The organism is Paraburkholderia phymatum STM815, assembly GCF_000020045.1.
Taxonomy (GTDB): Bacteria; Pseudomonadota; Gammaproteobacteria; order Burkholderiales; family Burkholderiaceae; genus Paraburkholderia; species Paraburkholderia phymatum.
This window is the reverse complement of the sequence record NC_010623.1, coordinates 1,789,283-1,813,499: the sequence shown is the minus strand read 5'-3', so window position 1 is coordinate 1,813,499 and position 24,217 is coordinate 1,789,283. Positions and strand designations below refer to the sequence as shown.

At 63.0% G+C, this 24,217-nt stretch carries 22 protein-coding genes; 14 read left to right on the top strand and 8 right to left on the bottom strand.

The genetic code is table 11. The features are described from left to right. Positions 1–270: 270 nt before the first annotated feature. On the bottom strand, positions 271–579 hold the full coding sequence (locus BPHY_RS23830) for a helix-turn-helix domain-containing protein (RefSeq protein WP_012404023.1): 309 nt from the start codon (positions 577–579) through the stop codon (positions 271–273). A gap of 33 nt (positions 580–612) precedes the next feature. Then, positions 613–2,040: an aminotransferase-like domain-containing protein gene (locus BPHY_RS23825; protein ID WP_012404022.1), complete on the bottom strand. Its 1,428-nt coding sequence runs from the start codon at positions 2,038–2,040 to the stop codon at positions 613–615. Positions 2,041–2,231: 191 nt separating this feature from the next. Here BPHY_RS23825 and BPHY_RS23820 point away from each other — a divergent pair, with 191 nt between their 5' ends. The 5 genes from BPHY_RS23820 to BPHY_RS23800 all read left to right on the top strand — a co-directional run bounded on the left by BPHY_RS23820 (position 2,232) and on the right by BPHY_RS23800 (position 7,959). Then, positions 2,232–4,532, top strand: coding sequence for an FdhF/YdeP family oxidoreductase (locus BPHY_RS23820; protein ID WP_012404021.1), 2,301 nt, complete (start codon positions 2,232–2,234; stop codon positions 4,530–4,532). Positions 4,533–5,626: 1,094 nt separating this feature from the next. Continuing rightward, entirely contained in the window at positions 5,627–6,073 is a 447-nt protein-coding gene (locus BPHY_RS23815; RefSeq protein ID WP_157686681.1) for a hypothetical protein, read from the top strand. Between the two features lie 20 nt (positions 6,074–6,093). Then, positions 6,094–6,519 (top strand): hypothetical protein, encoded by a 426-nt coding sequence (locus BPHY_RS23810; RefSeq protein WP_012404019.1) that lies wholly within the window; start codon positions 6,094–6,096, stop codon positions 6,517–6,519. A 214-nt stretch (positions 6,520–6,733) separates the two neighbouring features. Next, positions 6,734–7,642, top strand: coding sequence for a glutamate/aspartate ABC transporter substrate-binding protein (locus BPHY_RS23805; protein ID WP_012404018.1), 909 nt, complete (start codon positions 6,734–6,736; stop codon positions 7,640–7,642). A 95-nt stretch (positions 7,643–7,737) separates the two neighbouring features. Continuing rightward, positions 7,738–7,959: a hypothetical protein gene (locus BPHY_RS23800; protein WP_012404017.1), complete on the top strand. Its 222-nt coding sequence runs from the start codon at positions 7,738–7,740 to the stop codon at positions 7,957–7,959. 83 nt (positions 7,960–8,042) lie between these two features. On the opposite strand, the gene BPHY_RS23795 is transcribed toward BPHY_RS23800, so the two are convergent. Both BPHY_RS23795 and ftrA read right to left on the bottom strand, forming a co-directional pair. Then, complete coding sequence (locus BPHY_RS23795) at positions 8,043–8,957, bottom strand: recombination-associated protein RdgC (protein ID WP_012404016.1); 915 nt, start codon at positions 8,955–8,957, stop codon at positions 8,043–8,045. A 142-nt stretch (positions 8,958–9,099) separates the two neighbouring features. Further along, positions 9,100–10,065, bottom strand: a complete 966-nt coding sequence (gene ftrA, locus BPHY_RS23790) for a transcriptional regulator FtrA (protein WP_012404015.1) — start codon at positions 10,063–10,065, stop codon at positions 9,100–9,102. A 98-nt stretch (positions 10,066–10,163) separates the two neighbouring features. Here ftrA and BPHY_RS23785 point away from each other — a divergent pair, with 98 nt between their 5' ends. Both BPHY_RS23785 and BPHY_RS23780 read left to right on the top strand, forming a co-directional pair. Next, a complete protein-coding gene (locus tag BPHY_RS23785) occupies positions 10,164–10,598 on the top strand; it encodes a rhodanese-like domain-containing protein (RefSeq protein ID WP_012404014.1) in 435 nt (144 codons plus the stop codon). A 214-nt stretch (positions 10,599–10,812) separates the two neighbouring features. Continuing rightward, entirely contained in the window at positions 10,813–12,882 is a 2,070-nt protein-coding gene (locus tag BPHY_RS23780) for a putative bifunctional diguanylate cyclase/phosphodiesterase (protein WP_012404013.1), read from the top strand. Between the two features lie 30 nt (positions 12,883–12,912). On the opposite strand, the gene BPHY_RS23775 is transcribed toward BPHY_RS23780, so the two are convergent. The 4 genes from BPHY_RS23775 to dapA form a co-directional block, all read right to left on the bottom strand. Continuing rightward, complete coding sequence (locus BPHY_RS23775; RefSeq protein ID WP_041764605.1) at positions 12,913–13,359, bottom strand: bactofilin family protein; 447 nt, start codon at positions 13,357–13,359, stop codon at positions 12,913–12,915. Between the two features lie 37 nt (positions 13,360–13,396). After that, a complete protein-coding gene (locus BPHY_RS23770) occupies positions 13,397–13,768 on the bottom strand; it encodes a hypothetical protein (RefSeq protein WP_012404011.1) in 372 nt (123 codons plus the stop codon). Continuing rightward, complete coding sequence (locus BPHY_RS23765; RefSeq protein ID WP_012404010.1) at positions 13,761–14,945, bottom strand: M23 family metallopeptidase; 1,185 nt, start codon at positions 14,943–14,945, stop codon at positions 13,761–13,763. Before BPHY_RS23765 ends, BPHY_RS23770 begins: the two co-directional genes overlap by 8 nt. A gap of 224 nt (positions 14,946–15,169) precedes the next feature. Next, positions 15,170–16,033: a 4-hydroxy-tetrahydrodipicolinate synthase gene (gene dapA / locus BPHY_RS23760; RefSeq protein ID WP_012404009.1), complete on the bottom strand. Its 864-nt coding sequence runs from the start codon at positions 16,031–16,033 to the stop codon at positions 15,170–15,172. A 382-nt stretch (positions 16,034–16,415) separates the two neighbouring features. On the opposite strand from dapA, the gene BPHY_RS23755 reads away from it, so the two are divergent. The 7 genes from BPHY_RS23755 to BPHY_RS42625 all read left to right on the top strand — a co-directional run bounded on the left by BPHY_RS23755 (position 16,416) and on the right by BPHY_RS42625 (position 24,141). Continuing rightward, the gene (locus BPHY_RS23755) at positions 16,416–17,708 is read left to right on the top strand and encodes an aspartate carbamoyltransferase (protein WP_012404008.1); all 1,293 of its coding nucleotides are present in this window, start codon (positions 16,416–16,418) and stop codon (positions 17,706–17,708) included. A 328-nt stretch (positions 17,709–18,036) separates the two neighbouring features. Then, positions 18,037–18,816, top strand: coding sequence for a (2Fe-2S)-binding protein (locus BPHY_RS23750; protein ID WP_012404007.1), 780 nt, complete (start codon positions 18,037–18,039; stop codon positions 18,814–18,816). 12 nt (positions 18,817–18,828) lie between these two features. After that, positions 18,829–19,839, top strand: a complete 1,011-nt coding sequence (locus tag BPHY_RS23745; protein WP_012404006.1) for an FAD binding domain-containing protein — start codon at positions 18,829–18,831, stop codon at positions 19,837–19,839. Further along, entirely contained in the window at positions 19,836–22,049 is a 2,214-nt protein-coding gene (locus tag BPHY_RS23740; RefSeq protein WP_012404005.1) for a xanthine dehydrogenase family protein molybdopterin-binding subunit, read from the top strand. The genes BPHY_RS23745 and BPHY_RS23740 overlap by 4 nt, the downstream gene beginning before the upstream one ends. A gap of 329 nt (positions 22,050–22,378) precedes the next feature. Then, complete coding sequence (locus BPHY_RS23735; protein WP_012404004.1) at positions 22,379–22,966, top strand: nucleotidyltransferase family protein; 588 nt, start codon at positions 22,379–22,381, stop codon at positions 22,964–22,966. 167 nt (positions 22,967–23,133) lie between these two features. Then, complete coding sequence (locus tag BPHY_RS23730; RefSeq protein ID WP_012404003.1) at positions 23,134–23,850, top strand: PIG-L family deacetylase; 717 nt, start codon at positions 23,134–23,136, stop codon at positions 23,848–23,850. 144 nt (positions 23,851–23,994) lie between these two features. Continuing rightward, entirely contained in the window at positions 23,995–24,141 is a 147-nt protein-coding gene (locus tag BPHY_RS42625) for a hypothetical protein (protein WP_012404002.1), read from the top strand. Positions 24,142–24,217 lie beyond the last annotated feature (76 nt).

The window sequence follows — 24,217 nt, the reverse complement described above, 5'->3', positions numbered from 1 at the left end:
CGAGCCCAAAATGCGCGCGCTTTCGGGTGCTGAACGCCGAAGGAATTGTGTCGCTGCTCGCGAACTGCTCGGCGACACGACGTATCTGGAACCTGTGTCGATTACTGGTTCTATTGTTCCCTTCATTATTGATGAAGGTACTGGGCTCGTTCCTTTAGAACCGCCTCATTATCACGGCAACTCACGCACACTACGGCGGATCATGGGACCGGTGTCGCAATGGTCGCAAGCGGCATCGCAGGACGCGCACCCGAAACCAGCGGGCCGCAATCACGGCTCGCCGAACAGCGCCTCACAGAGTTCCCGCCCCTCGACTGTCAGCGCCGCCGTGCCGCGCCCTTCCTCGTCCATCTGCACGAGGATCACACCCGCCGACTGCAACTGCGTCAGATAGCGCCGCAGCGTGCTCATCGGCAGTTCCGTGCGCTTGCTGATCTTCGCGAGCGACCACGGCTTGCTGGGCGATTCGCTGGCCGCTTCCCACAGCAGTTGCAACAACTGCTCGACGGTGGGATCGAGTTCATTGTCGTCGTCATCGTCGTCGCGATGCTTGTCGTGTGCGGAATCATTGGGGTTCATGGGTTCTCCTCCTCATTCTCTGTGCACGTCTGCTCATTGACGCGAGCTGGCAGCCGCCAGCTTGCCGACCGTCAGCAGCGCATTCTCGATTTCCTGCGACCACGCGTAGCTGTAATTCAGGCGGATGCAATGGCTGTACCCGTCGGTCGTCGAGAACATATAGCCCGGCCCGACTGTGATGCCGTGTTCCAGCGCGAGCTTGTATAGGTGCATCGAGTCAACGGTGGGCGGCAGTTCGATCCACAGCACGTACCCGCCCATCGGATGCGACACGCGCGTGCCTTCAGGAAAGAAGCGCGTCACCATCGTGGTCATCAGTTTCGCGCGCTGCGCAAGCCCTTTTCGCAGCTTGCGCAAATGATGCTCGTATCCGTCCTGCTTCAGATACTCGGCGATGGCCAGCTGAGGAATGGACGGCGTGGTCAGCGTGTTGAGAAACTTGAGCTTCTCAACCTGCTCGCGGTAGCGGCCCGGCATCGCCCAGCCGATTCGATACGCGGACGTGAGCGTCTTCGAGAACGACGCGCAATGCAGCACGAGTCCTTTTTTGTCGTAGTTCTTCAGCGCGCCGGGATGCACGTCGCCGAAGTACAGTTCGTGATACACGTCGTTCTCGATCACGGGAACGTCGTGCCGCGCGAGCAGCTTCACGAGTTCGCGTTTTTTTTCGTCGGCCATCTGGAAACCGAGCGGATTCTGGAAGTTCGGCATCACCATGCACGCAGCGACCTTGCGTTTGTCGAGTATCTGCGCGAGCGCGCCGACATCGATGCCTTCGCGCGGATGCGTCGCCACTTCGATCGCGCGCATGCCCATGCGCTCGATCGCGTGCAGCATCGCGTAGAAAGTGGGCGATTCGACGGCGACCGTGTCGCCCGGCTTCGCGACAGCCTGCAGACATAGATTGATCGCTTCCGTCGCACCGACCGTCACGACGATCTCGTTTGGATCGACGGCGATACCGTTCTCCAGATAGCGCCGTGCGATCTGCCGGATCAGATCGGGATTGCCGGGCGGCAGTTCGTCGGTGACGCCCCATTGCGTCTTGCGCCGCCCGATCGCGTGCGCGTAACGGTTGATCTTCTGGAACGGATACAGACTGGGATCGGGATACGGCGAGCCGAGCGGCACAGCCTCATCGCTGCCGATCGAGCGCAGCGTGGACAGCACGAGCCGGCTCACGTCGACCTGCGCCGACACCGCGATAGGCTTCGAGACGTCCAGTTCCTGCACGCGCGGCGCAGCATCGTTCGCACCGAGCCGCACGAAGTAGCCCGACTGCGGACGGCTTTGGATGACGCCCTTGCTCTCCAGCATCAGATATGCGCGCAGCACAGTGGTGATCGAGATCTGACGGTGCTGGCTGGTCTGGCGCACGGACGGCACCCGGTCTCCGGGGCGGAACACGCCGCGCCGGATCTGCCCTTCGATCTCCTTCGCCAGTTCTTCGTAGAGCTTCAATCGCGGCCTTTGCCTCACGCACAGCCGACGGGCACGACGCCCAATTTTTGAGCACAGTTCACCGCGACAGGACATTTGGATGGATAACAGTCGCAACTGTACTCTTTTTCTTTCGCACCTTGTGTACACGCCGGCTACGCGTATTCCCCACTACCCTAGCATCAACGTAACGTCATACCGCACGCAAACACATGGACAAGACCACCAAGCCGGGCCGCATCGAACCATACACAGGGCCTGCCGCCGGATGGGGCGCATTGAAGTACGTCGCGATTAACCTGATGAAGGAAAAGGTCGCGGGGGGAAAATACAAGACGCTGTTCAAGCAGAACCAGGCGGATGGCTTCGACTGCCCGGGTTGCGCGTGGCCTGATCGCCAGCATGCATCGACGTTCGAGTTCTGCGAAAACGGCGTCAAGGCGGTCGCAGCGGAAGCGACGAGCAAACGGGTGACGCCCGCATTCTTCGCGCAGCACACCGTCGGCGAACTGATGAAGCAGGACGACTACACGCTCGAACAGCACGGCCGCCTGACCGATCCGATGGTGTTCGATCCTCTCACAGACAAGTACAGGTCCATTTCGTGGTACGACGCGTATCAACTGATCGCGAAGCATCTGAAAGGTCTCGACAGCCCGCATCGCGCCGCGTTCTACACATCGGGCCGCGCGAGCAACGAAGCCGCATTTCTGTATCAGCTGTTCGTGCGCATGTACGGCACGAACAACTTCCCCGACTGCTCGAACATGTGCCACGAGGCGACGAGCCGCGGCCTCCCCACGACTGTCGGGATCGGCAAGGGCACGGTGACACTCGACGACTTCGAGCACGCCGACACGCTGCTGATCTTCGGTCAGAACCCCGCGACGAACCACCCGCGCATGCTCGGCGAACTGCGCGAATGCGCGAAGCGCGGCGCGGCGATCGTGTCGATCAACCCGCTGCGCGAGCGCGGGCTGGAGCGTTTCGCGAGCCCGCAGCACGTTACGGACATGCTGACGATGTCGGGCGTGAAGATCGCGTCGACCTTCATACAACCGAAGATCGGCGGCGACTTTGCACTGATCAAGGGCGTCGCCAAGCGCGTGCTGGAACTCGACGACCTCGCCGTCGAACAGAATACCGAGCGCGTGCTCGATGTTGCGTTTCTCGAAGCGCACACAGCGAACTTCGAAGCGTTCGCCGCCGATCTGCGCGCCGAGAGCTGGGCCGCGCTGGTCGAAGAAGCGGGTGTGCCGCGTGAAGACATCGAGGATCTCGCGCGCATCTACGTGAACGGTAAGCGCGTGATTTCGACATGGGGCATGGGCATCACGCAGCACAAGAATTCGGTGGCGACGGTGCACATGCTGTCGAACCTGATGATGATGCGCGGCAATATCGGCCGTCTCGGCGCCGGTTTATGCCCGGTGCGCGGCCACTCGAACGTGCAGGGCAATCGGACGGTCGGCATTGAAGAAAAGCCGACGGATGCGTTTCTCGACCGCCTCGGCAAGGTGTTTGATTTCGAGCCGCCGCGCGGTCATGGCTACGATGTGGTTGAAACGATCGAAGCGATGCTCGAAGGCCACGTGAAGGTCTTCATCGGACTGGGCGGCAATTTCTCGATCGCGACGCCGGACACGCCGCGCACGTGGGAGGCGCTGCGCGCGTGCGATCTGACCGTGCACATTACGACCAAGCTGAATCGCAGCCATCTCGTGCACGGCAAGGAAGCGCTGATCTTGCCGACGCTCGGCCGCACGGAAATCGATCTTCAGAACGGCATTGCACAGGGCGTGACGGTTGAAGACTCGATGAGCATGGTGCACGTGTCGTATGGGATGAACCAGCCGGCGTCGGAAAATCTCGTGTCGGAGACGCGCATCGTCGCGCAGATTGCACACGCGACGCTCGGCAGCGCGAAGGTGGACTGGCTCGGCTACGCGAACGATTACGCGAAGATCCGCGATGCGATCGAATGGTCGATCGACGGTTTTTACGATTACAACGAGCGCATTGCACAGCCGGGCGGTTTCCATTTGCGCGTTGCATCGCGCGAGCGCGACTGGAAGACGGGCACGGGTAAGGCGAACTTCATCGTGCATCAGATTCAGCGCGACACGCCGATCCAGCGTGCGAAGAAGCTGCACGGCGAGCGTGCGATGACGTTGATGACCACGCGTTCGCACGATCAGTACAACACGACGATTTACGCGCTCGATGATCGCTATCGTGGGGTGTATAACCAGCGTCGTGTTGTGTTTGCCAACGCTGCTGATATCGCGATGCTCGGCTTCAAGGCTGGTGAGTGGGTCGATATCGAGACCATCTGGGATGATGGGATCGAGCGGCGTGCTGAGGGGTTTTTGCTGGTTGAATATGACATTCCGCGTGGATGTCTTGGCGCGTATTATCCCGAGACGAATCCGCTCGTGCCTTTGTCCAGCACCGCTGATGTTTGTAATACGCCGACCTCCAAGTCGATTCCCGTGTTGTTGACGGCTGCCTGATTTTTTTCTGCGACGCAGTCGCGGTGCTTTCTCTTCTTTGGGCGCTTTGGTTTTGGTTTCGCTCGCATCCGCGATTTGCTTCCGCTGGCATCCGCGTTTTGCTTCTGGTTTGCTGGTGTTGCCTGTGCGGGGCAGCCCCTACTTTTCGCGGCAAAGAAAAATAGGCAAAAGAAAGCCGGGAAAGCTAGAGCGCGTAGAGCGGGAATCGCTCGTCGGCCAATCGGGAAAGAGGGCGACGAGCCGGCCGCTATCGAATAGCGGTTGCGTGCCGAGCGCCATGGTGCGGGCATTTCTCGACTTCATTGCGAAGATCACAGGCTCGTCGTTCGACGAAAACCCGCGGTACTGACACAGCAGCGACGCACGTTCATTCGCCCCTCTTCGCGTGCCGCTGCGATTGCCTCGGCAGCTCCGTCTTAGCGCAATTCACCTGTCGCCCCAAAAGTTTCTTCCGGCCCCGGCTAGAGGCTTCTGGGCCTTCGGGTCAGCAACGCCTGCCTCCATCGCAGCGACGATCGGGCAGGATCCAAACCCGCGACAAGACCGGAGGAGGAGGACCGAGCCCCCCTCAACAGCCCCCCCATCCGGGAGGGTTTGTCCAGAAATTTAGCCGATCAACATTTGCTCGACAGCATGAGGTTCAGGGCAACCCAGGTTGCATCAACGCCTCGCGGCAGGTGTCCACGATGGTCGCCATCACGCGCGATCAGCGGGCTCGCCGAACGCATCCAAAACGCCGCGCGACAGGCTGGTCGGCTGCAGGAAGCGGATCGTGGAAAAGCTCCAGCTCTATCCAGGGCTGAACTGCTGCGTTCTTCGCGACGACCTGCGCACTCGTCACCACTGATAGCCCACTCGCAAGCAAGGAGGGGATCACGATGAAAACGACCGCAACGCTACGCACGCTGCCCGTGCGAACCACGTAAGGAACAGCCATGCACCAGATCTACCGTTGCATTCGTTGTGGGACGACGACGCCGGACAGCCACAACGGAAGGAACTGCCGTGCTTGCAGAGTTGGGGTGATGCGGCCTATCTCGAGCGGCCGTCTTTCTCGTGGGGGATTGATCGAGCACGCGCGCCAGATCGACGCTGTGAACCGAACAACGAACTCGAAGACGGTTTCGATCTACGGACGCATCGCGACGCTGCTCGACCGGGGTCTCAAGGAATCCCGCGCGAACCGGACTACTGTCGAAGCGCTGATCGAAAAGGCGCGTCACGAAGCGGCCGACGAATGCGCAACCGCGCCTGACACTATCAGGCATCACATCCTGACCCAGTTGGCAGACGCGCTCGAAAGCGATTTCAAGCGCCGGTTCGAGCCGGCGTCGATGAAAAGGCAAATCGCTTGCGGTTGGAGCACCGTCGACGAGATCCATCTCGTCGAGCGGCTGGCGGGACGCAGAGACGCACCCAGCGTGCTTCGTCGATATCTCTGTGCGTTAGAGCACCGCACGAATTTCGAAGGCCTCGACGTCAAGGCGATTCAACTACGCGTCGAGACGCTTCTGCGCCTCGCCGAGCGCGAACCAGAGTAATAGCTTACCCGGAGCCCATCATGCACTCGCAACACACTCCACCGCAGAACACGCCGTGCGACGTCGATCGGCCGGATGATCCGCAACCCGCTGCCGCGGCCTCGAATCCCGACGATAAGCCCCGGCCTGAAGCACTCGCCGCACGCGCGCCGGAAGCTGGCGCCAACGTCGTCCTCCAGGATCCGATCACCTGCGCCGATCTGCTCAAGGAAATATCGGCCGCCTTCACCCAAGCCGACGAACAACTGCTGATGCATTCAATTGCACGCGGCGAGCCAAAGGATGCGTGCGTGATTCTCTGCCTGCTCATCGGAGTCAAACAGCGCATCGTCGAACGCCGTAAGGCGGAAGCCGAAGCAACGGCGTGCAAACGCCACCCCGACGACAACCGGGGCGGCGAAGTTGCGCCGCGTCACCGCACTTTCGTCATCGGCCTCGAGCAGTGACGCTTTCCTCTATCTGACCGCCTTCCTGTCGGGTCAGCGCGCGCTAGTTCGTACATTCGCCTCGCTTGTCGCGCTGAACCTGACGCGTTGCAGCAAGCCCAGGGTTAAAACATATGTTGCCATTATTTTTTTCATGGCAACATTCGTGAACAAGGTACGAACTGCGCGCATTGCCGGTTCGAACGACTCAACGGATTCAACCTGGGGACTTGCCATGAACCGACTGACTTCGCTCGCGCTCGCCTTGTGCGTCGCGGCGCCTTGCCTCACAACGACGACGGGTGCCGCCGCGCAGGAAACGCAGCCGACGCTCGCCAAGATCGAGGCCGCCAATCTGATCGCAATCGGTCATCGCGAGACCTCGGTGCCGTTCTCGTATGTCGATTCGAACAATCAGGTGATCGGCTTTTCGCAGGATTTATGCAACCGCATCATCGATGCGGTGAAGGTCAAGACACACAAGCCGAACTTGCAGGTGCGCTTCATTCCCGTGACGTCGCAGAACCGCATTTCGCTGGTGCAGAACGGCACGGTCGATCTCGAGTGCGGTGTAACGACGAACCTCACGTCGCGTCAGAATCAGGTGGCGTTCGGCGACACGTTCTTCGTCGCGACGACGCGGCTCCTTACGCGCAAGGACTCGGGCATCAAGGACTTTCCGGATCTTGCCGGCAAGACGGTCGTGACGAATCAGGGGACGACGTCGGAGCGCATCCTGCGCAAAATGAACGAAGAGAAGAAAATGAACATGCAGATCATCAGCGCAAAGGACTACGGCGAGGGCCGCATGACGCTGGAGACGGGGCGCGCCGCCGCCTACATGATGGATGACGTGCTGCTCGCGGGAACGCGCACACTGACGGCGAAGCCTGCGGACTGGGTGATCGTCGGCACGCCACAGTCGTCGGAAGCCTACGGCTTCATGTTGCGCAAGGGCGATCCTGCATTCCTCAAGATCGTCGACGATACGTTGGCGCAAGTGATGAAGAGCGGCGAAATCGACGCGATGTACGACAAGTGGTTCATGAAGCCCGTGCCGCCGAAGAACATGAACTTCGACTTCCCGATGAGCGACAACCTGCGGTCGCTGTACAAAAACCCCAACGACAAGGCGTTTGAATAGCGTCGCGTGCGGCGCGGCCGCATTCCGTCATGTGCATGCCGCCGGAGTAGAATCGAACGAATGAAGACTCGTAACGGTCCTGCTTCGGAGCTGCAATGAAACCGCCTTCGCCAAAAGAAGAAAAGACGCGCTGGAAACCGTCTCCCACGTTGTTGAACGTGCTGACCGCGCTGATTGGCATTGGCACGTTGTGTGCCGGCATCGCATGGCTTGTGTATAGCTGGTATGTCGATCTTGAAGTGCCCTACTTCGCCATTCCGCTTGTAATGTGTGTGCCCGTTATTGTTGCCGTCGCGTTTCGGAACATGTTTGATTAGGGTTGTTCTTGTCTGCGACGCCAGTCGGTGCATTTGCCTGCGGCAAAAAACACCTTGTGGCGTCGCAAACAAAAAATTGCCCCTTAAGCAGCCTTGCTGCCCTCATCGAGTTCCCCACCCAGCGCGTCGACGACACCGTCGAACAACTTGGCAAGCTCACCGGTCATCAAGGTGAAGTCAGAATCAAACTGCTCGTCGTCATTCTGGGCGGTGGGATCACTTGCCTCTTTGATCACATCGAGCGCGGTCACCCGCTTGATAGTGAGCGAAGGCGTCATCACAAAGGAAACCCGATCGTTCCACGTCATCGCGAGCCGCATGCACTGCTTGCCGGCCTCGATATGCCGGCGCATATCATCCGCCTCGAGCGCATGACCGACGTATCGCACCGTCGCGTTGCCCTCGGCAGGCGAGCGCAGCTCGGTATCCTGATCCAGCGTGAAATTGACAGGCCCTTCGCCCGCAAGAAGCCAGTTCGTCATCGCAGCAACAGGTGCCTGCGCGACGCGCACGCTCGAAATCGGCAGACGGTCTACCGATTTCACCAGCAGCCCCAGCACATCGTCGCCCAGCGCCTGCGACGCGGCGTCGATCACGAGCCATCCGTTGACGGTATCGATCCACACGCGCGTGTCGCGCTGGATGCTGAATGCGCGGGGCAACAATTCATCGGTGACCTGCTCCTTGAGATCGCGCATCTGCTTGCGGCCGGGTTTGAAGCCCTGCTGCTCCTCGAGTTCCAACGCACGCGCCTTCGTCACCTGCGTCACGACGGATGCGGGCAGCAGCTTCTTCTCCGCACGGTACGTGATCAGCATCTGCTGGTTGATGGAATAGACCAGCGAGCCGTTATTGCGCGGCGACGTCCAGCCCTGACGTGTTGTCTCGACGCTGTTGGCCGGCTGGAACGCGTGTGGCGCGAGCCACTTTTCCATTTGCTCGACGCTCACTTTCCACGGAGCGGGAAGACGATGAAGCTGTAGATTCTTGAACCACATGGCGAGAACGGGCAAAGCGCGTCATTCTATATGACGACGGCGGCACAGCGGATTTTCGTTCTCATCCCAGCACGCGTGCGCAGTAAGTTCGCGGCCAACATCGGCGCGGCCATTTTCTTCACGCTCATGTCGAGAATCGAGGCTACGTCACACCCGGCGCGCCAAACTTCTTCCGGTACGCACCAGGGCTCGTGAGCGCAATGCGCCTGAAGTGCCGGCGCAGCGATTCTTCGGAGCCAAAGCCCGCCAGTTCCGCGACGCGAGACACGGGCAGACCGGCGGACGTTTCGAGCAGATCCCGCGCGATCGCCACGCGCTCGCGAATCAGCCATTCGTATGGCGCCATTCCCGTCGCATCGCGGAACTGCCGCTGCAGCGTGCGAGGACTCATCGCCGCCTGCTCTGCAAGCGACGCCAGCGTATGCTCGCGCGCGGGATTCGCCCGCACGTAATCCATCAGACGCGCGAGCCGTCCGCTGCCGTCCTGCGGCATTGGCCGCGGCACGAACTGCGCCTGTCCGCCTTCGCGATGCGGCGGCACGACGAGCCGCTGCGCGACGCGATTCGCAATGGCGCTGCCATAGTCGCGCCGCACGAGATGCAGCAGCATGTCGATTCCAGCCGCCGACCCCGCCGACGTGATCACCTGCCCTTCGTCGACGTAAAGCGCATCGGGCTTCACGTGCAGTTGTGGAAAGCGCTGCTGCAACTTGTCCGCGTAGCGCCAGTGCGTCGTCACCGTCTTGCCGTCGAGTACACCCGCTTCCGCCAGCACAAACACGCCCGAGCATATCGAACAGACACGTGCACCGCGCGCGAGAGCCGCGCGAACTTTCTTCAGCAGCGGCTCGGGCGGGCGTTCATCGGGATCGCGCCAGCCGGGCACGACGATCGTCGACGCGCGATCCAGCATCCTGAGCGTGTACGGCGCCGCGACGCTGATCCCGCCTGCCGCGCGAATCGGACCGGCTTCGACGGCGCACACGGCAAAGCGATACCACTCGACGCCCAGTTCCGGTCGATCGAGCGCAAACAGCTCAGTCACGCAGCCGAATTCGAAGGTGCACAAGCGGTCGTAGACGAGCGCCGCGACAAGGTGATCTTGCATGGCGCGATATTACCGGAGATTGACGATTGCGCCACTTACGGCAGGAACGCCCACTGCCGATAATCGACACACCTTCAACGCCCAACAGGAGAACACGCATGGCACCTTCCACTGTCAGCGCCATACCCGCCGCCGACAGCACAACGGCGCTCGCCCATTTCGAATCGTCGCTACGCTTCGAGACCGACTGCTGGGACGTCTCGGACAGTCTCGCATCGGGCAACCCGGACTTCGTGCTGCTCGACGTGCGCAGCCCCAAGCATTTCGCGCACGGCCATATTCCAGGCGCACTCAATTTGCCGCATCGGAAGATTACCGAATCTAAATTGCGTGAATATCCGCCCGATACACTATTCGTCACGTATTGCGCCGGCCCGCATTGCAATGGCGCGACGCGCGGCGCAATCCGGCTGGCGCAGCTCGGCCGGCCCGTGAAGATCATGATCGGCGGCGTGACCGGCTGGCTCGACGAAGGCCTCGTGCTGCAAACGCAGGCCGCGAGCGGTTGTACAGAAGTGCGACAACAACCCTGAACCATCCTCACGAATGGCATGCAAGCGTCTGCAAAGTTGCTTTCGGACGGCTTCGCTCATGAACACGATGCCGTTAAAAGTCTGCAAAAAATCTAAAAGCGGTCCAAAAGGGGCTTCAATAATCTTTTGAATCGCCCCTTTCAAAAATCGCTCAATATTTTAATGAGGCTGCCGATAACCATTTGAGGGAACTTCCTCTCGCGACGGAACTGACATGCAGAGCACTTACAATCTGGGTCTGGTTGTCGTGTCGCTCGCCGTCGCAACACTCGCTTCGTACACGGCGCTCGACCTGGCCGGACGTATTTCGACAATGGCATCGGCACGGCTGCGCCACCTTTGGCTCGCAGGCGGCGCAGCAGCAATGGGTACGGGCGTCTGGTCGATGCACTTCATCGGCATGCTCGCATTCTCGCTGCCGATTCCGCTCGGCTACGACTTAGCGATCACCGGCTGCTCACTCGGCATCGCGATGATCGTGTCGTACTTCGCGCTCCACCAGGTGGCGCGTCCGACGCTTCCCATCAAGCGTCTGGTCACGGGCGGCGTGCTGATGGGCTTCGGCATTGCGGGCATGCACTACACGGGCATGGCCGCGATGCGGATGGAGCCCGGTATCCGGTATCGTCCGGGCCTCTTCGCCGCATCGATCGCGATTGCCATCGCGGCGTCGATCGCGGCGCTGTGGATCGCCCACACGCTGCGCGACTCGAACCAGCATCGCGTGCTGCTCAAGCGCCTCGGCGCAGCATGCGTGATGGGCCTCGCGATCACGGGCATGCACTATACGGGCATGGCCGCCGCCGACTTCCAGCCCGGCTCCATCTGCGGCGCTGCGCGTGGCGTCAACGCGCAATGGCTCGCGACGACCATTCTCCTGTTCACGTTCGCGATTCTGATCGTCACGCTGATCCTGTCGCGCTTCGATGCGCGCACTACGTTCCTTGCCGGTTCGGTGTCGCTGCTGAACAACCAGATCGTGCGTCTTGCCACCTACGACACGCTCACCAATCTGCCGAACCGCGTCACACTGACTGAGCGCATCGAGCACGCGATTCGCACGTCGAAGCTCAACGGCCGCGGCTTCGCGATCCTGTTCATGGATCTCGACGGCTTCAAGACAATCAACGACTCGCTCGGCCACGCGTTCGGCGACGAAGTGCTGAAGTCGTTCTCGCACAGCCTGCGGCAATGCGTGCGTAACGTCGATACCGTCGCGCGCCTGGGCGGCGACGAGTTCGTCGTGCTGGCCGAAAGCCTCGGTGCGCCGCAGGACGCGCAGAAGATGGCAGAAGCGGTGCTCGACCGGATGCGCAAGGGCATCGAGACGCAGAGCCAGACGCTGCAGGTCATGCCGAGCATCGGCATTGCGCTGTATCCACAGGACGGCCATTCCGTCGACGAACTGCTCAAGCATGCCGACGCCGCGATGTACGAAGCGAAGCGCGGCGGCCGCAGCACTTACCGGTTCTTCGAAGCGCACATGAACGAAGCTGCGATGCGCACGCTCAAGATCCAGAGCGCGCTGCACGAGGCGCTCGGCAAGGGCTATTTCTCACTGCACTTCCAGCCGAAGTTTCGCGGCGACAGCGGCGAGGTCGCGGGCGCGGAAGCGCTGATCCGACTGAATCATCCGGAGATCGGCGCGCTCGCGCCGATGGACTTCATTCCGATCGCCGAACGCTCGGGGCAGATCGTGCAGATCGGGTATTGGGTCGTGCGCGAAACGTGCCGCCAGATCCGCCGCTGGGAAGCGTCCGGATTGCCGTCGATGAAAGTCGCGATCAACCTGTCGCCGCGCCAGATGACGCAACCGGATCTCGTCGCGAAGACGCTGGAGATCGTGCATGCGGAAGGCGTCGATTGCAGCCAGGTCATGTTCGAGATCACCGAAACGGTGGCGATGCAGGACGCGGCCAAAACGACGGAAATGATCCGCGAGTTCCAGGCCAGCGGCTTCGAGATTTCGATCGACGACTTCGGCACCGGCTATTCGAGCCTCGCCTATCTGCAACGCTTCCGCGTGAAGCAACTGAAGATCGACCGATTCTTCACGAACGGGCTCGATGCCGATGGCCACGAAGGCAGCGCGATCGTGCAGGCGATCATCGCGCTCGCGCACTCGCTGGAAATGGATGTGGTGGCGGAAGGCGTCGAAACCGCCTCGCAACTCGACAAGCTCAAAGACCTGCAATGCGACGAGATGCAAGGCTTTCTACTGGGCAGGCCGCTCACGGCCGACGCCTTCAGCGAGCTGCTCCAGGCACGCGTGACCGCGGCCTGAACCACGCTGTTGCGCGACCCGTTCACGGGATCAGTGCCCGGCGCCCGACTCGTCCGGGCTTTGCAGCGCGAACGAGTCGGGCTCGATATGCGGACTCGCGGCAGCGGGCAGCGCATCGCGACGCGTCAGCTTGCCATCCACCGACGCGCCCACATCCATCCGCAATTGCTGATAGTAAATGTTGCCCGTGATACGTGCGTTTTCCTGCAATTCGACGAAGTGATCGGCGATCACGTCGCCCGCGATACGCCCATTGACGATCACGTCGTAGCCGTACACGTTGCCCGTAATCGAGCCGCGATCGCTCAGCACCAGCAGCGTCTCGCATCCCGGCTTGCCCGTGACGTTGCCTTTCACCTGGCCATCCATGCGCAGGCCGTCGCTGAACTCAAGGTCGCCGGTAAGCTGCACATCGTGTGCAATGAGCGTCGCCAGCTTGTTCCGGGAGACGGAGGGTGACTTCTTCTTGCTGAACATAGTCCGTATCGAGTGAAGTTGAAACATGCCGCGCATCTCAGCGGCGCGAGCGGCTTTGCGCTTGCAGAAACAGCACGTGCGCCTGGAGCTCGCGCACTTCGGCGGTGAGCGCGTCGGCGGAGCGCTGTACGCTGGCGCGCGATGCCGCTTCCTGCCTCAGCGCAAGCTGCGTGCGCGCCAGTGCGTCGTCCAGTCCGTCATGCGAGGGCACCGCCGCGCACGGCATGCTGTCCGACGTCACGCGCGTCGCGTAGCCGTGCATCGCTGCGGCGCCCGCCGCGGCGCACGCCACGCACACCGACATCCACGTCGCGACGCGCATTGCGCTCGAACGCACGGGGCGCAATGCATACGTGCCTCGCGTGACGGACCGGGCGCTCGCGCGTCGCAGGCGAAGAAAATCAGCCATGCGATGGCTCCATGAAAAGTGCGAGATAGTCGGTGGGATCGACGGGCACGCCGTTGACGAGCACTTCGAAATGCAGATGCGGTCCCGTCGAACGGCCCGTCGAGCCGACGTCGGCGATATGTTGATGCGAAAGCACGAGATCGCCTTCCTGCACGACGATCTTCGATGCGTGCCCGTAGCGGGTGATCAGGCCGTTGCCGTGGTCGATCTCGACGGCATTGCCGTAGCCGCCCTGCGGCCCGGCGTGAATCACGCGGCCGCCCGCAGCAGCGAGAATCGGCGTGCCCGTCGTCGCGACAAGATCGACGCCGGGATGAAAACTCAGACGATGCGTGAACGGGTCGAAGCGATTGCCGAACGGCGAGCCGAAGCGCGCGCCATCGACGGGCATGCGGCCCGGAAACGCCTCCCAGTTCGCGACGTGCAACGTGACCTCTTGCTCAAGCGCCGAAAGCGTTGCGGCGAGACACGCGATCCGTTCGTGAACCGCGCCGGCATCGCGTGCAGGATGCGCCACCGCTTCGTTGCAGCGGCGCGGCGGGAGCGACGGTCCGCCTTCGGCGTCTTCCGCCGACGTTTCGCCGGCCTTGTCGCTGGCCTTGCCTTTGGGCTTGTCGCTTTCCCTATCGTCCTTATCGTCCTTATCGTGCTTATCGTCCTTGTTGTCCTTGTCGGCGGACTTGCCGGACGAATCGCGTTTCTCATCGGCCGCGGGCTGCGCGCCCCGCTGGACCGGCAGTGCGGCCGCCTGCGCTCTTTTCGGCATGCCATCGACCACATCGTCGCCCGCGTCGCCGCCGAGCACGTCGCTCGTAGGCAGGACGGACGGCGGGAACACAGGGCGCGGCAAGGTCTTGATCGTCTTCAGGCGCGTCTCGAAGTCGTGCAGCGTCGCTACTTGCGACGCGAGCCGGGTCAGCCGCGGATCCATCTGCTCGATGGCCGCATTCAGTCTGCCGAGTTCCGTGATCGTGTAGTCGCGCCTGACTCGGTCGTCGCCGCGCTCGCCCGCCACTTCGAGCTTCGGATGATCGCGGCCGATCGCGATGCCCGCCACCAGCGCCAGCAGCGCGCCGCCGCAGGCAGCACAGGCGGCGATCATGAGCGCCGTGCGCCGCGTGACGAAGCGCACCGAGCCGTTCGTCAGATTCTTGCCGGTTCCCCAGATCGGCGACATCAGCAGCCGCCCTTTGTCGCGATCGCGCGATGCTGCCGCATGCATCGGCCGCGTACTGCAAATGTCCGCATGCGCCCGGCGGACAACACAAAGTAACAATGAACCAGCATACGCAGGAGGACGAATCGATCTCGTGGATGTCGGAAAAAGGGTGGCGCGCATTATCACGCCACTCCCCAGAGCCGCATCTCAAATTGGACGGTCTCGGATTCGTCGTAAGCGCTTTACATCAAGAGCATGTGCTGCAAGCGCGCCTGCAACGTTTCGCTTGCTTGCGTCATGGGCGCGCGCAGCACGCCTGCGAGCATGCCTTGCGCCGCGAGCGCGGCCTTCACGGGCGAGGGATTCGATTCGGACGTCAACGCGCGGATCAGCGGCAGGAGCGCATGGAACAGCGCACGTCCCTCGGCAAGATTCCCCGCCTTCAACTCGCGATCGAGCGCGACGAAGCGCTCTGGCCAGATGTGTGCCGACGCCGCGATCGCACCGCTGCCGCCCATGCACAGCGTGTCGAAGATGCGCGCGTCGTCGCCAGCCAGCACCTGCAGCCGTCCGTCGAGAATCAGCGCATGCGTGATATCGAGCGAACCCGCGCAGTCCTTGATCGCCTGAATGCGCGGATGCGCGGCGAGCGACAGCAACGTGTCCAATTCGATGCGCACGCCCGTGCGTGCGGGAATGTCGTACAGCACGACAGGCTGTTCGCTGGCATCGGCGAGCATCGTGAAGTGATGGGCAATGCCAGCTTGAGAAGGCCGCACGTAGTAAGGCGCGGATATCAGCAGGCCCGCAAGCGGCAACGTGTTCAGGCGCAGCACGCGCTCGCGCATGCTGCGGGCATTGTTGCCCGACACACCGACGATCACGGGCAATGCGCCACGCGCGGCATCGAGTGTGGTCGCGAGCACGGCCTCCTGTTCGGCGGCATCGAGCGCGGACGGCTCGCCCGTCGTACCGAGCGCGACGACACCCGCGACATCGGCATCGGCATAGCGCGCAATCAGGCGACGCAGTGCGGCGTGGTCGACGGTGCCGTCGTTGGAAAACGGCGTGACAAGGGGAATCCAGATACCCGAAAAATTGGACATGACTAACACCTCGAACGCGACCGTATGAGAACCGTTCAGCAGCGAGGAAGTAGTATCGGAGCGGGCGTTTCGAGAACCGGGCTGGATAAGACTGTTCCGTCGCAAATCTGACGGAACAGCAGCTCCGGTCAGATGAGCAACTGTTTTTTGGCTTTGGAAGCGACGCGTGCCGGCGCGGCCAGCGAGTGCAGGCCGGTTTCTACACGACGAAGGAGGATCGAGCCGCTTTCCATGTCGGGCAGTGTAACCGGAAATGGACCTTTTCGAGATCAGACATGCACGCAGCGCAGCGCGAGAGAAATTCCTTGACTTCCTCGCCGGGCGATTTAATATACGCACCGCGTATATCAACCGATTCACCTGACCGAAATGAGGCAGCCCCATGAGCGTCCCGCAACAAGCTTTTCTCCGTGACGCGATGCGGCGTCTGAATCTCACGCGCGACGGCTTCGCGACGCGCATCGGTGTGTCCAAGCGCGCGCTCGACACGTGGCTGCTGCCCGATGATTCGCAGGAGTCGCGCGCAATGCCGGAAATCGTCGAGCGCTTTGTGTCGGAAATCGTCGTCAACGGCGCACCCGCCGAAAAACATACGCAAAGCGTAGATTCGCAGTCGCTCGCCAGCCAGATGATGTTCGAGGGCAAGCCGCAGTTGCTGTCCGTCGACCAGTTCTCGCGCGACGCCGTCGAAGCGCTGTTTCGCGTCGCGGACATCATGCAGCCGATCGCGCGCCGCCGGAAAATCTCGCGCGTGCTCGAAGGGGCGGTGCTCGGCAACCTGTTTTTCGAAGCCAGCACGCGTACCCGCGTGAGCTTCGGCGCGGCGTTCTGCCGTCTGGGCGGCTCGGTGTGCGACACGACGGGCTTCACGTTTTCGTCGATGGCGAAGGGCGAGTCGATCTACGACACGAGCCGCGTGATGTCCGGCTACGTCGACGCCCTCGTGATCCGCCACCCGGAACAGGGCTCGGTGGCCGAATTCGCGCGGGCGACCAACATTCCTGTGATCAACGGCGGCGACGGCCCCGGCGAGCACCCGAGCCAGGCGCTGCTCGACCTGTACACGATCCAGCGCGAATTCTCGCGCCTCGGCAAGATCGTCGACGGCGCGCATATCGCGCTGGTCGGCGATCTGAAATACGGGCGCACCGTGCATTCGCTGGTCAAGCTGCTCGCGCTCTATCGCGGCATCAAGTTCACGCTCATTTCGCCGCCTTCTCTCGAAATGCCCGCATACATCGTCGAGCAGATTTCGCGCAACGGCCATGTGGTCGAGCAGAGCCACGATCTCGCCAACGGCCTGCGCGGCGCGGACGTCGTCTATGCGACGCGCATCCAGAAAGAGCGCTTCGCCGACGAATCGTTCGAAGGCTACACGCCCGACTTCCAGATCAACCAGGCGCTCGTCGACACCGTGTGCGGCGCGGACACGCTGATCATGCACCCGCTGCCGCGCGACAGCCGCCCCGGCGCAAACGATCTGAGCACCGACCTGAACCACGATTCGCGCCTCGCGATCTTCCGTCAGACGGACAACGGCATCCCCGTACGAATGGCGATCTTCGCGGTGTTGCTCGGCGTCGAGAAGCTGGTCCAGCATTCGATGCGCGATGCCGCGTGGCGCCCGCCTGCGTATCTCGGTCCGGACGACGCCGTGTTTCACGGCATCGACTGACCGGCTCGAGCACCCGTCACAGCAGCCAGCTTCAGGTAAAACGCGCGTCGAGCTTCGACGCGCGTTTTTTATTTGATGCTCCGTTCGAGCGATCCAAACAGGGCGCCGCCGACAGCGTGGCGCCATCTTCGCGCCATCTAAGCGTCACGGCTGCGCCACGCCTGGTGTGCCACGATGAAGACTCGCAGCCACGCGTGCGCGTCCATTGATGTTTCGCACGAGCGGCATCGAAATTGCTCGACGACAAGGCTTGCATGCACCGTCCGCCCGCTTCGGCCGCGATGCGGCGCACGCTTGCATCGATCTTCTACGGAGCAAACAGAACATCATGTCCCACCACATCGACTGTCAGGATTCGCGCTCGCAACACGCCACGGACACCCACCGTCACGACGAGCATGACGCCACGCCTTCCAGCGCCGCGCGGCGCCGCTTCTTGCAATCGGCGGCGGCGGCAGCAGCCGTGGGCGCAGCGCCCCGCGCTCATGCGCAAGCTCAAGCGCCGCAGCAACAACCGGTTGCACGCGCAACGGTGCCGGCGCGCCCCGTCAAGCTCAACATCAATGGGCGCGATTACGCGCTGCACCTCGAACCGCGCGTGACGCTGCTCGACGCGCTGCGCGAATACGCCGGCCTCATGGGCACGAAGAAAGGCTGCGACCGCGGACAATGCGGCGCATGCACGGTGCTCGCGAACGGACGCCGCATCAACTCATGTCTGACACTCGCCGTCATGCACGAAGGCGACAGGATCACGACGATCGAAGGACTCGCAAGCAACGGCACGCTGAACCCCGTGCAGCGCGCGTTCATCGAACAGGACGCGTTCCAGTGCGGCTACTGTACGCCGGGGCAAATCTGTTCGGCGACGGCTTTACTGTCGGAATTCGACGCCGGCGCGGCCAGTACGGTCACAGCGGACGTTCGGCGCCGTCCGCCGCAACTCTCGGACGAAGAAATCCGCGAACGCATGAGCGGCAACATCTGCCGCTGCGGAGCCTATGCGAACATCGTCGCGGCCGTGCAGTCCGCGCATCGTGGTACGGTGGGCAGCGGCACGGGCGACACCTATACGACGTTCGTCATCAAGACGGGCGACGTCGCGTAACGGGACACCATCATGGAAGCGATCTCCTACGAACGCGCCGCCGACCTCGCGGGCGCCCTCCGCGCCGCGCAGCAGCCGGGCACGATGTTCATCGGCGGCGGCACCAATCTGCTGGATCTGATGAAGGGCGGCGTGACGCGGCCCGTGAAGCTCGTCGATATCACGCGCATACCAGGACTCGATGCCGTGTCGACGCTGCCCGATGGCGGGTTGCGAATCGGCGCGCTGGTGCGCAACAGCGATGCGGCGAATCATGCGCTGGTGCGCGAGCGCTATCCGCTGCTGACGCAGGCGCTGGTTGCAGGCGCGTCGGCGCAGTTGCGCAATATGGCGACCGTCGGGGGCAATCTGATGCAGCGCACGCGCTGCCCGTATTTCTATGACATCGCGTTCACCGCCTGCAACAAGCGCGAACCGGGCAGCGGCTGCGCCGCGATCAACGGCCATAACCGCATGCACGCGATCCTTGGCGCGAGCACGCAATGCATCGCCGTGAATCCGTCGGACATGAGCGTCGCACTCGCGGCACTCGATGCAAACGTGCGCGTGAGCGGCCCGCAAGGCGAGCGCGTGATTGCGTTCGGTGAATTTCATCGCTTGCCGGACGAGCGCGCCGATCTCGACACGACGCTGCGCCCCGGCGAGCTGATTACGGCCGTCGATCTGCCGCCGCCCGTCTACAGCGAGCACGCGCATTACCTGAAGGTCCGCGACCGCGCGAGTTATGCATTCGCGCTGGTGTCGGTTGCAGCCGCCTTGCAGATGGACGGCAACACCGTGCGCAGCGCGCGCATCGCGCTGGGCGGCGTCGCGCACAAGCCGTGGCGCGCGACGGCGGCCGAACAGATGATAACGGGCAAGCCGCTCGATAGCGCGACGCTGCGCAACGCGGCGAATGCCGCGTTGAACGACGCAAGGCCGCTGCGTGAAAACGCGTTCAAGGTGCGCCTCGCGCAGAACGCGATCGTGCGCGCGGTAAGCCAGGCGGCGCTCGGCGCGAGCAGTGTGGGAGGTTTCGCATGAGCACGATCGTTGGATATCCGCTGGACCGCACCGATGGTCTGCTGAAGGTCACGGGCGAAGCGCGCTACGCGGCCGAGTTTCCGCAGGCGCGTCTCGCGCATGGCGTGCTGGTGACGAGCACGATTGCTCACGGCTCGATTGCATCGATCGATACGAGCCGGGCGTCGGCCTTGCCCGGCGTACTGCTCGTGATGACGTATCAGAACGCGCCGCGTCTGCCGAACAACGGACGCCCCGCACTCGCGCCGCCAGCCGGCAGGCATCTGTCGCTGTTGCAGGACAACCAGATCCACTACAGCAACGAGCCGATCGCTATCGTCGTCGCCGACACGCTTGAACATGCGACGGATGCCGCGCGCCAGTTGCGCGTGACTTACGCGGCCCAGCCGCCCGCGCTCGATTTCGCCCGGGTCAAAGCAGGCGCGCATGCGCCCGACAAGCCGCAAGGCCGGCAGACCGACACCTCGCGCGGCGACTATGAAGCGGGACTCGCGGCGGGCGCCGTGCGTGTCGACGCCGTCTATACGACGCCGATGGAGCATCACAACCCGATGGAGCCGCACGCGACGATGGCCGTCTGGGATGGTCCGCAGCTGACGCTCTACGATTCGACTCAGGGTGTGACGGGAACGCGCACGGCTGTCGCGAAGACGCTCGGCATGACGCCCGACGATGTGCGCGTGATCTCGCCGTTCGTCGGCGGCGGCTTCGGCTGCAAGGGCTCGGCGTGGTCGCACGTGGTGCTGTGCGCGATGGCTGCGAAGCAGACGGGGCGTCCCGTGCGGCTCGCGCTGGAGCGTCCGCAGATGTTCGGGCCCGTCGGCGGCCGGCCGCTCACCGAACAGCGCATGGTGATCGCCGCGAAGCGCGACGGCACGCTCACCGCGATGCGACATGACAGCATCTCGAACACGTCGATGATCGAGGACTGGACGGAGACCTGCTGCATGGTCACGCGGATGATGTACGCGGTGCCGAACCAGGTGACCACGCATCGCCTCGTGCAGCTGAACGTCGGTACGCCGACCTTCATGCGCGCGCCGGGCGAAACGACGGGGTCATGGGCGCTCGAAACGGCGATGGACGAGCTGTCGTATCAACTGAAGATCGACCCGCTTGCACTGCGTCTGAAGAACTATGCGGAAAGCGATCCGCAGGAAAACAAGCCGTGGTCGAGCAAGGCTTTGCGTCAGTGTTATCGCGTTGGCGCGGAGCGTTTCGGCTGGTCGCGCCGCAAGCCCGAGCCGCGTTCGATGCGCGACGGCAATGCGCTGATCGGCCTGGGCATGGGCACGGCCACGTACCCCGCCAATCGCAGCGAAGCCGCGGCGCTGGCGCGCATTCTGCCCGACGGCACGGCGATGGTCGTATCGGGTACGCAGGACATCGGCACGGGGACGTATACGGTGATGACGCAGGTCGCGTCGGACGCGCTCGGCATCGCGCCGGAGAACATCCGCTTCGGGCTCGGCGATTCGTCGCTGCCGAAGGCGCCCGTGTCGGGCGGCTCGCAGTCGGTCGCGAGCGTGTCGCCTGCCGTGCGCGATGCATGTGAACAGGTGCGCGGCAAGGTCGTCGCGATGGCGCTGGCTGACCATGACTCGCCGGTATTCGGCCTGGCGCCCGCTGATGTGATCGTGCAGAACGGCTGGGTGACGAACCGGTCTGACGCTGCGAAGCGCGATCCCATTGCAGCCGTTCTCGCGCGCGCAGGCGGGCAGCCTGTCGAGGCCGCGGCCAGCACGAAACCGGGCGACGAAAAGCAGCGCTACTCGTTTCATTCGTGGGGCGCGGTGTTCGCGGAAGTACACGTCGACGCGGACCTCGGCACGATTCGCGTCGCGAAGATGACTGCCGTTTATAACGTCGGGACGGTGCTCAATGTGAAGACCGCCCGCAGCCAGCTGATGGGCGGTCTGGTCTGGGGCATCGGCGCGGCTCTCGAGGAGGAGACGCTGCTCGATCCGCAGTATGGGCGGTTTATCAATGCGAATCTGGCGGAGTATCACGTGCCGGTTAATGCCGATGTCGGGGCTCTCGATGTTGTCGTGCTCGATGAGCCTGATCCTTTCATCAATTCGCTTGGCTCCCGAGGCATCGGGGAGATTGGCATCACTGGCGTTGTTGCCGCTATCGGAAATGCGGTTTATCACGCCACCGGCGTGAGGGTTCGGGATTTGCCTGTTACTCTGGATAAGGTTCTCGTTTGATTTTGTCCTTCTTGGCGTGGGCTTCGCCGTTTCAGGTTTGTGTACCTGCGGCGGCGCAGTGCCGGGTTTAGTGTTTCGCTTTTCCTTTTGCCTTTGCTGCTCGCATCCGTGTTATGCCTCTGGTTCGCTGGCGTTGCCCCTGTGCGGGGCAACGCATGAAGCAAGACGACATCACGCGGATGCCAGCGAAAGCGAAAACGAAAGCGAAAGCGAAACCAAAACCACAAAACCAAAAAAACAGAAACCGGCAACACCGCGCCACCAAGCCCCTTGCACACTTTCCCGGTTGCACCGCACAATTCCCCTACTCCCTCCTTCTGGTGCCGCAAATGGCCTACGCCTCGCTCGCCACCGGCGTGTTGCTCGCCGCCGGCTACGGATCGCGCTTCGACCCGGAAGGCATCCATAACAAGCTTCTCGCCCGCCTGCCCGACGGCACGCCCGTCGCTCGCGAATCCGCACACCGTCTGCTGCTCGTGGTGCCTCATGTGATCGCGATCGTGCGCCCCGGCTCCGAACTGCTCGCCCGCGAGCTCAACGACGCCGGCTGTCATGTGATCTTCTCCGGCGACGCCCAGCGCGGCATGGGCGCAAGTCTCGCCGCCGGCATCGAAGCAAGCAGCGACTCGGACGGCTGGATCGTCGCCCTGGCCGACATGCCGCGCATCGCCCTGCCGACCATCGAAGCCGTCGCTCGCGCGGTCGATGACGGCGCGTCGATCGTCGCGCCCTACTACCAGGGACAACGCGGCCATCCCGTCGGCTTCGGCATCGAACACCGCGACGCGCTGATCGCACTCGACGGCGACACCGGCGCGCGCGCCCTCTTCGCCACTCACACGGTCACGCGAATCGACGTCGACGACAAGGGCGTGCTCAGCGACGTCGATACGCCCGACGATTTGCGCACCGTCTAGGCGCCGCACGCCGGGCACGCAGCTTGCACGCTGCTGCGGCGCCGCGAAACGGCTAAGCATGCTTCGCCTCGATGGTCTAAGCTGTCCACGGTGCAGTGCGCCAACGTCACGCGCCGCGCACACCGCCTCCCGCCGGACGACTCATTCCGCATTCAGCCCAGGATCTCATGAGCGAAACCAGCCCGCGTCTTTTCATCGTGTCGCCGCATTTCGACGACGCCGTCTTCAGTTGCGGCGCGCTGCTCGCCGCGCACCCCGATGCAGCCATTTGCACCGTGTTCGCCGCGCCTCCGGAGCATGACATGCAGACCGACTGGGACCAAAAGGCAGGCTTCGCGAGCGCCTGCGAAGCGATCCACGCGCGCACGATCGAAGATAACAACGCGCTGTCCGTGCTCGACGCTATCCCCGTGCGGCTGCCGTTTCGCGACGCGCAATACGGCGACTCGCCGTCGATCGGCAAGCTCGCCGCCGCGCTGGAAGAAGCGATCTACGCTTCGACGGCCAATACGCTGCTAATGCCCCTCGGCCTGTTCCACGACGATCATGCGCGCGTGTTCAACGCCTGCTGCGAGATCCTGCCGCGTCTGTCGCACCTGCAATGGTTCGCGTACGAAGAAGCGATTTACCGGCCCATGCCAGGGCTGGTGCAGCAGCGTCTCATCGATCTGGCTGGACGGGGCATCGTCGCGACACCGGCGAGCCCATCGGCCGATCACGCGCTCGACCGCGAGCGCCAGGCTTTGTTGAAGCGCGAGGCCGTGTCCGCTTACGAAAGCCAGCTGCGCGCGTTCGGGCCGCACGGCTGCGATGACGTGTTCGCCCACGAGCGCTACTGGCGCCTCACAGTCGACCGGAAACAGACGCGCCAGCCGGGACATTGAACAGCTGTCGCAGGCGATCGAGCCAGCAGCCTTCGCGGGCATCGCCTACGCTAATGAAAGCAGGACGCGTCGTAGCTTGCCATCAGAACAGCGCAATGCGTCCCCCGCCCGTTGCAATATCAGCCATCGCCACGAGGTCACACCATGCACACCAGTCCGATTCCCGACCCGCACGCCGATCCGACGCGCGACCCCGAGGGCGATCCCCTCACGCCGCCGTCGCCCGGTCATCACAACGACGAGCCGCAGCGCCCCGAAGCGCCGCCCGACAAGGACCCCGTCATGCAGTGACGCTTCGGTGACGGTCCGCCGGTGCGCCGCAGGCGCAGCATTCATTCGAACGCGATCGGCTGACTGTCCGGCGTGC

What these genes read in the sequence shown, in the direction of transcription:
- BPHY_RS23830 (WP_012404023.1), bottom strand. Translation starts at nt 579, where the DNA reads ATGAACCCCAATGATTCCGCACACGACAAGCATCGCGACGACGATGAC.
- BPHY_RS23820 (WP_012404021.1), top strand. Translation starts at nt 2,232, where the DNA reads ATGGACAAGACCACCAAGCCGGGCCGCATCGAACCATACACAGGGCCT.
- BPHY_RS23810 (WP_012404019.1), top strand. Translation starts at nt 6,094, where the DNA reads ATGCACTCGCAACACACTCCACCGCAGAACACGCCGTGCGACGTCGAT.
- BPHY_RS23805 (WP_012404018.1), top strand. Translation starts at nt 6,734, where the DNA reads ATGAACCGACTGACTTCGCTCGCGCTCGCCTTGTGCGTCGCGGCGCCT.
- BPHY_RS23800 (WP_012404017.1), top strand. Translation starts at nt 7,738, where the DNA reads ATGAAACCGCCTTCGCCAAAAGAAGAAAAGACGCGCTGGAAACCGTCT.
- BPHY_RS23795 (WP_012404016.1), bottom strand. Translation starts at nt 8,957, where the DNA reads ATGTGGTTCAAGAATCTACAGCTTCATCGTCTTCCCGCTCCGTGGAAA.
- ftrA (WP_012404015.1), bottom strand. Translation starts at nt 10,065, where the DNA reads ATGCAAGATCACCTTGTCGCGGCGCTCGTCTACGACCGCTTGTGCACC.
- BPHY_RS23785 (WP_012404014.1), top strand. Translation starts at nt 10,164, where the DNA reads ATGGCACCTTCCACTGTCAGCGCCATACCCGCCGCCGACAGCACAACG.
- BPHY_RS23780 (WP_012404013.1), top strand. Translation starts at nt 10,813, where the DNA reads ATGCAGAGCACTTACAATCTGGGTCTGGTTGTCGTGTCGCTCGCCGTC.
- BPHY_RS23775 (WP_041764605.1), bottom strand. Translation starts at nt 13,359, where the DNA reads ATGTTCAGCAAGAAGAAGTCACCCTCCGTCTCCCGGAACAAGCTGGCG.
- BPHY_RS23770 (WP_012404011.1), bottom strand. Translation starts at nt 13,768, where the DNA reads ATGGCTGATTTTCTTCGCCTGCGACGCGCGAGCGCCCGGTCCGTCACG.
- BPHY_RS23765 (WP_012404010.1), bottom strand. Translation starts at nt 14,945, where the DNA reads ATGTCGCCGATCTGGGGAACCGGCAAGAATCTGACGAACGGCTCGGTG.
- dapA (WP_012404009.1), bottom strand. Translation starts at nt 16,033, where the DNA reads ATGTCCAATTTTTCGGGTATCTGGATTCCCCTTGTCACGCCGTTTTCC.
- BPHY_RS23755 (WP_012404008.1), top strand. Translation starts at nt 16,416, where the DNA reads ATGAGCGTCCCGCAACAAGCTTTTCTCCGTGACGCGATGCGGCGTCTG.
- BPHY_RS23750 (WP_012404007.1), top strand. Translation starts at nt 18,037, where the DNA reads ATGTCCCACCACATCGACTGTCAGGATTCGCGCTCGCAACACGCCACG.
- BPHY_RS23745 (WP_012404006.1), top strand. Translation starts at nt 18,829, where the DNA reads ATGGAAGCGATCTCCTACGAACGCGCCGCCGACCTCGCGGGCGCCCTC.
- BPHY_RS23740 (WP_012404005.1), top strand. Translation starts at nt 19,836, where the DNA reads ATGAGCACGATCGTTGGATATCCGCTGGACCGCACCGATGGTCTGCTG.
- BPHY_RS23735 (WP_012404004.1), top strand. Translation starts at nt 22,379, where the DNA reads ATGGCCTACGCCTCGCTCGCCACCGGCGTGTTGCTCGCCGCCGGCTAC.
- BPHY_RS23730 (WP_012404003.1), top strand. Translation starts at nt 23,134, where the DNA reads ATGAGCGAAACCAGCCCGCGTCTTTTCATCGTGTCGCCGCATTTCGAC.
- BPHY_RS42625 (WP_012404002.1), top strand. Translation starts at nt 23,995, where the DNA reads ATGCACACCAGTCCGATTCCCGACCCGCACGCCGATCCGACGCGCGAC.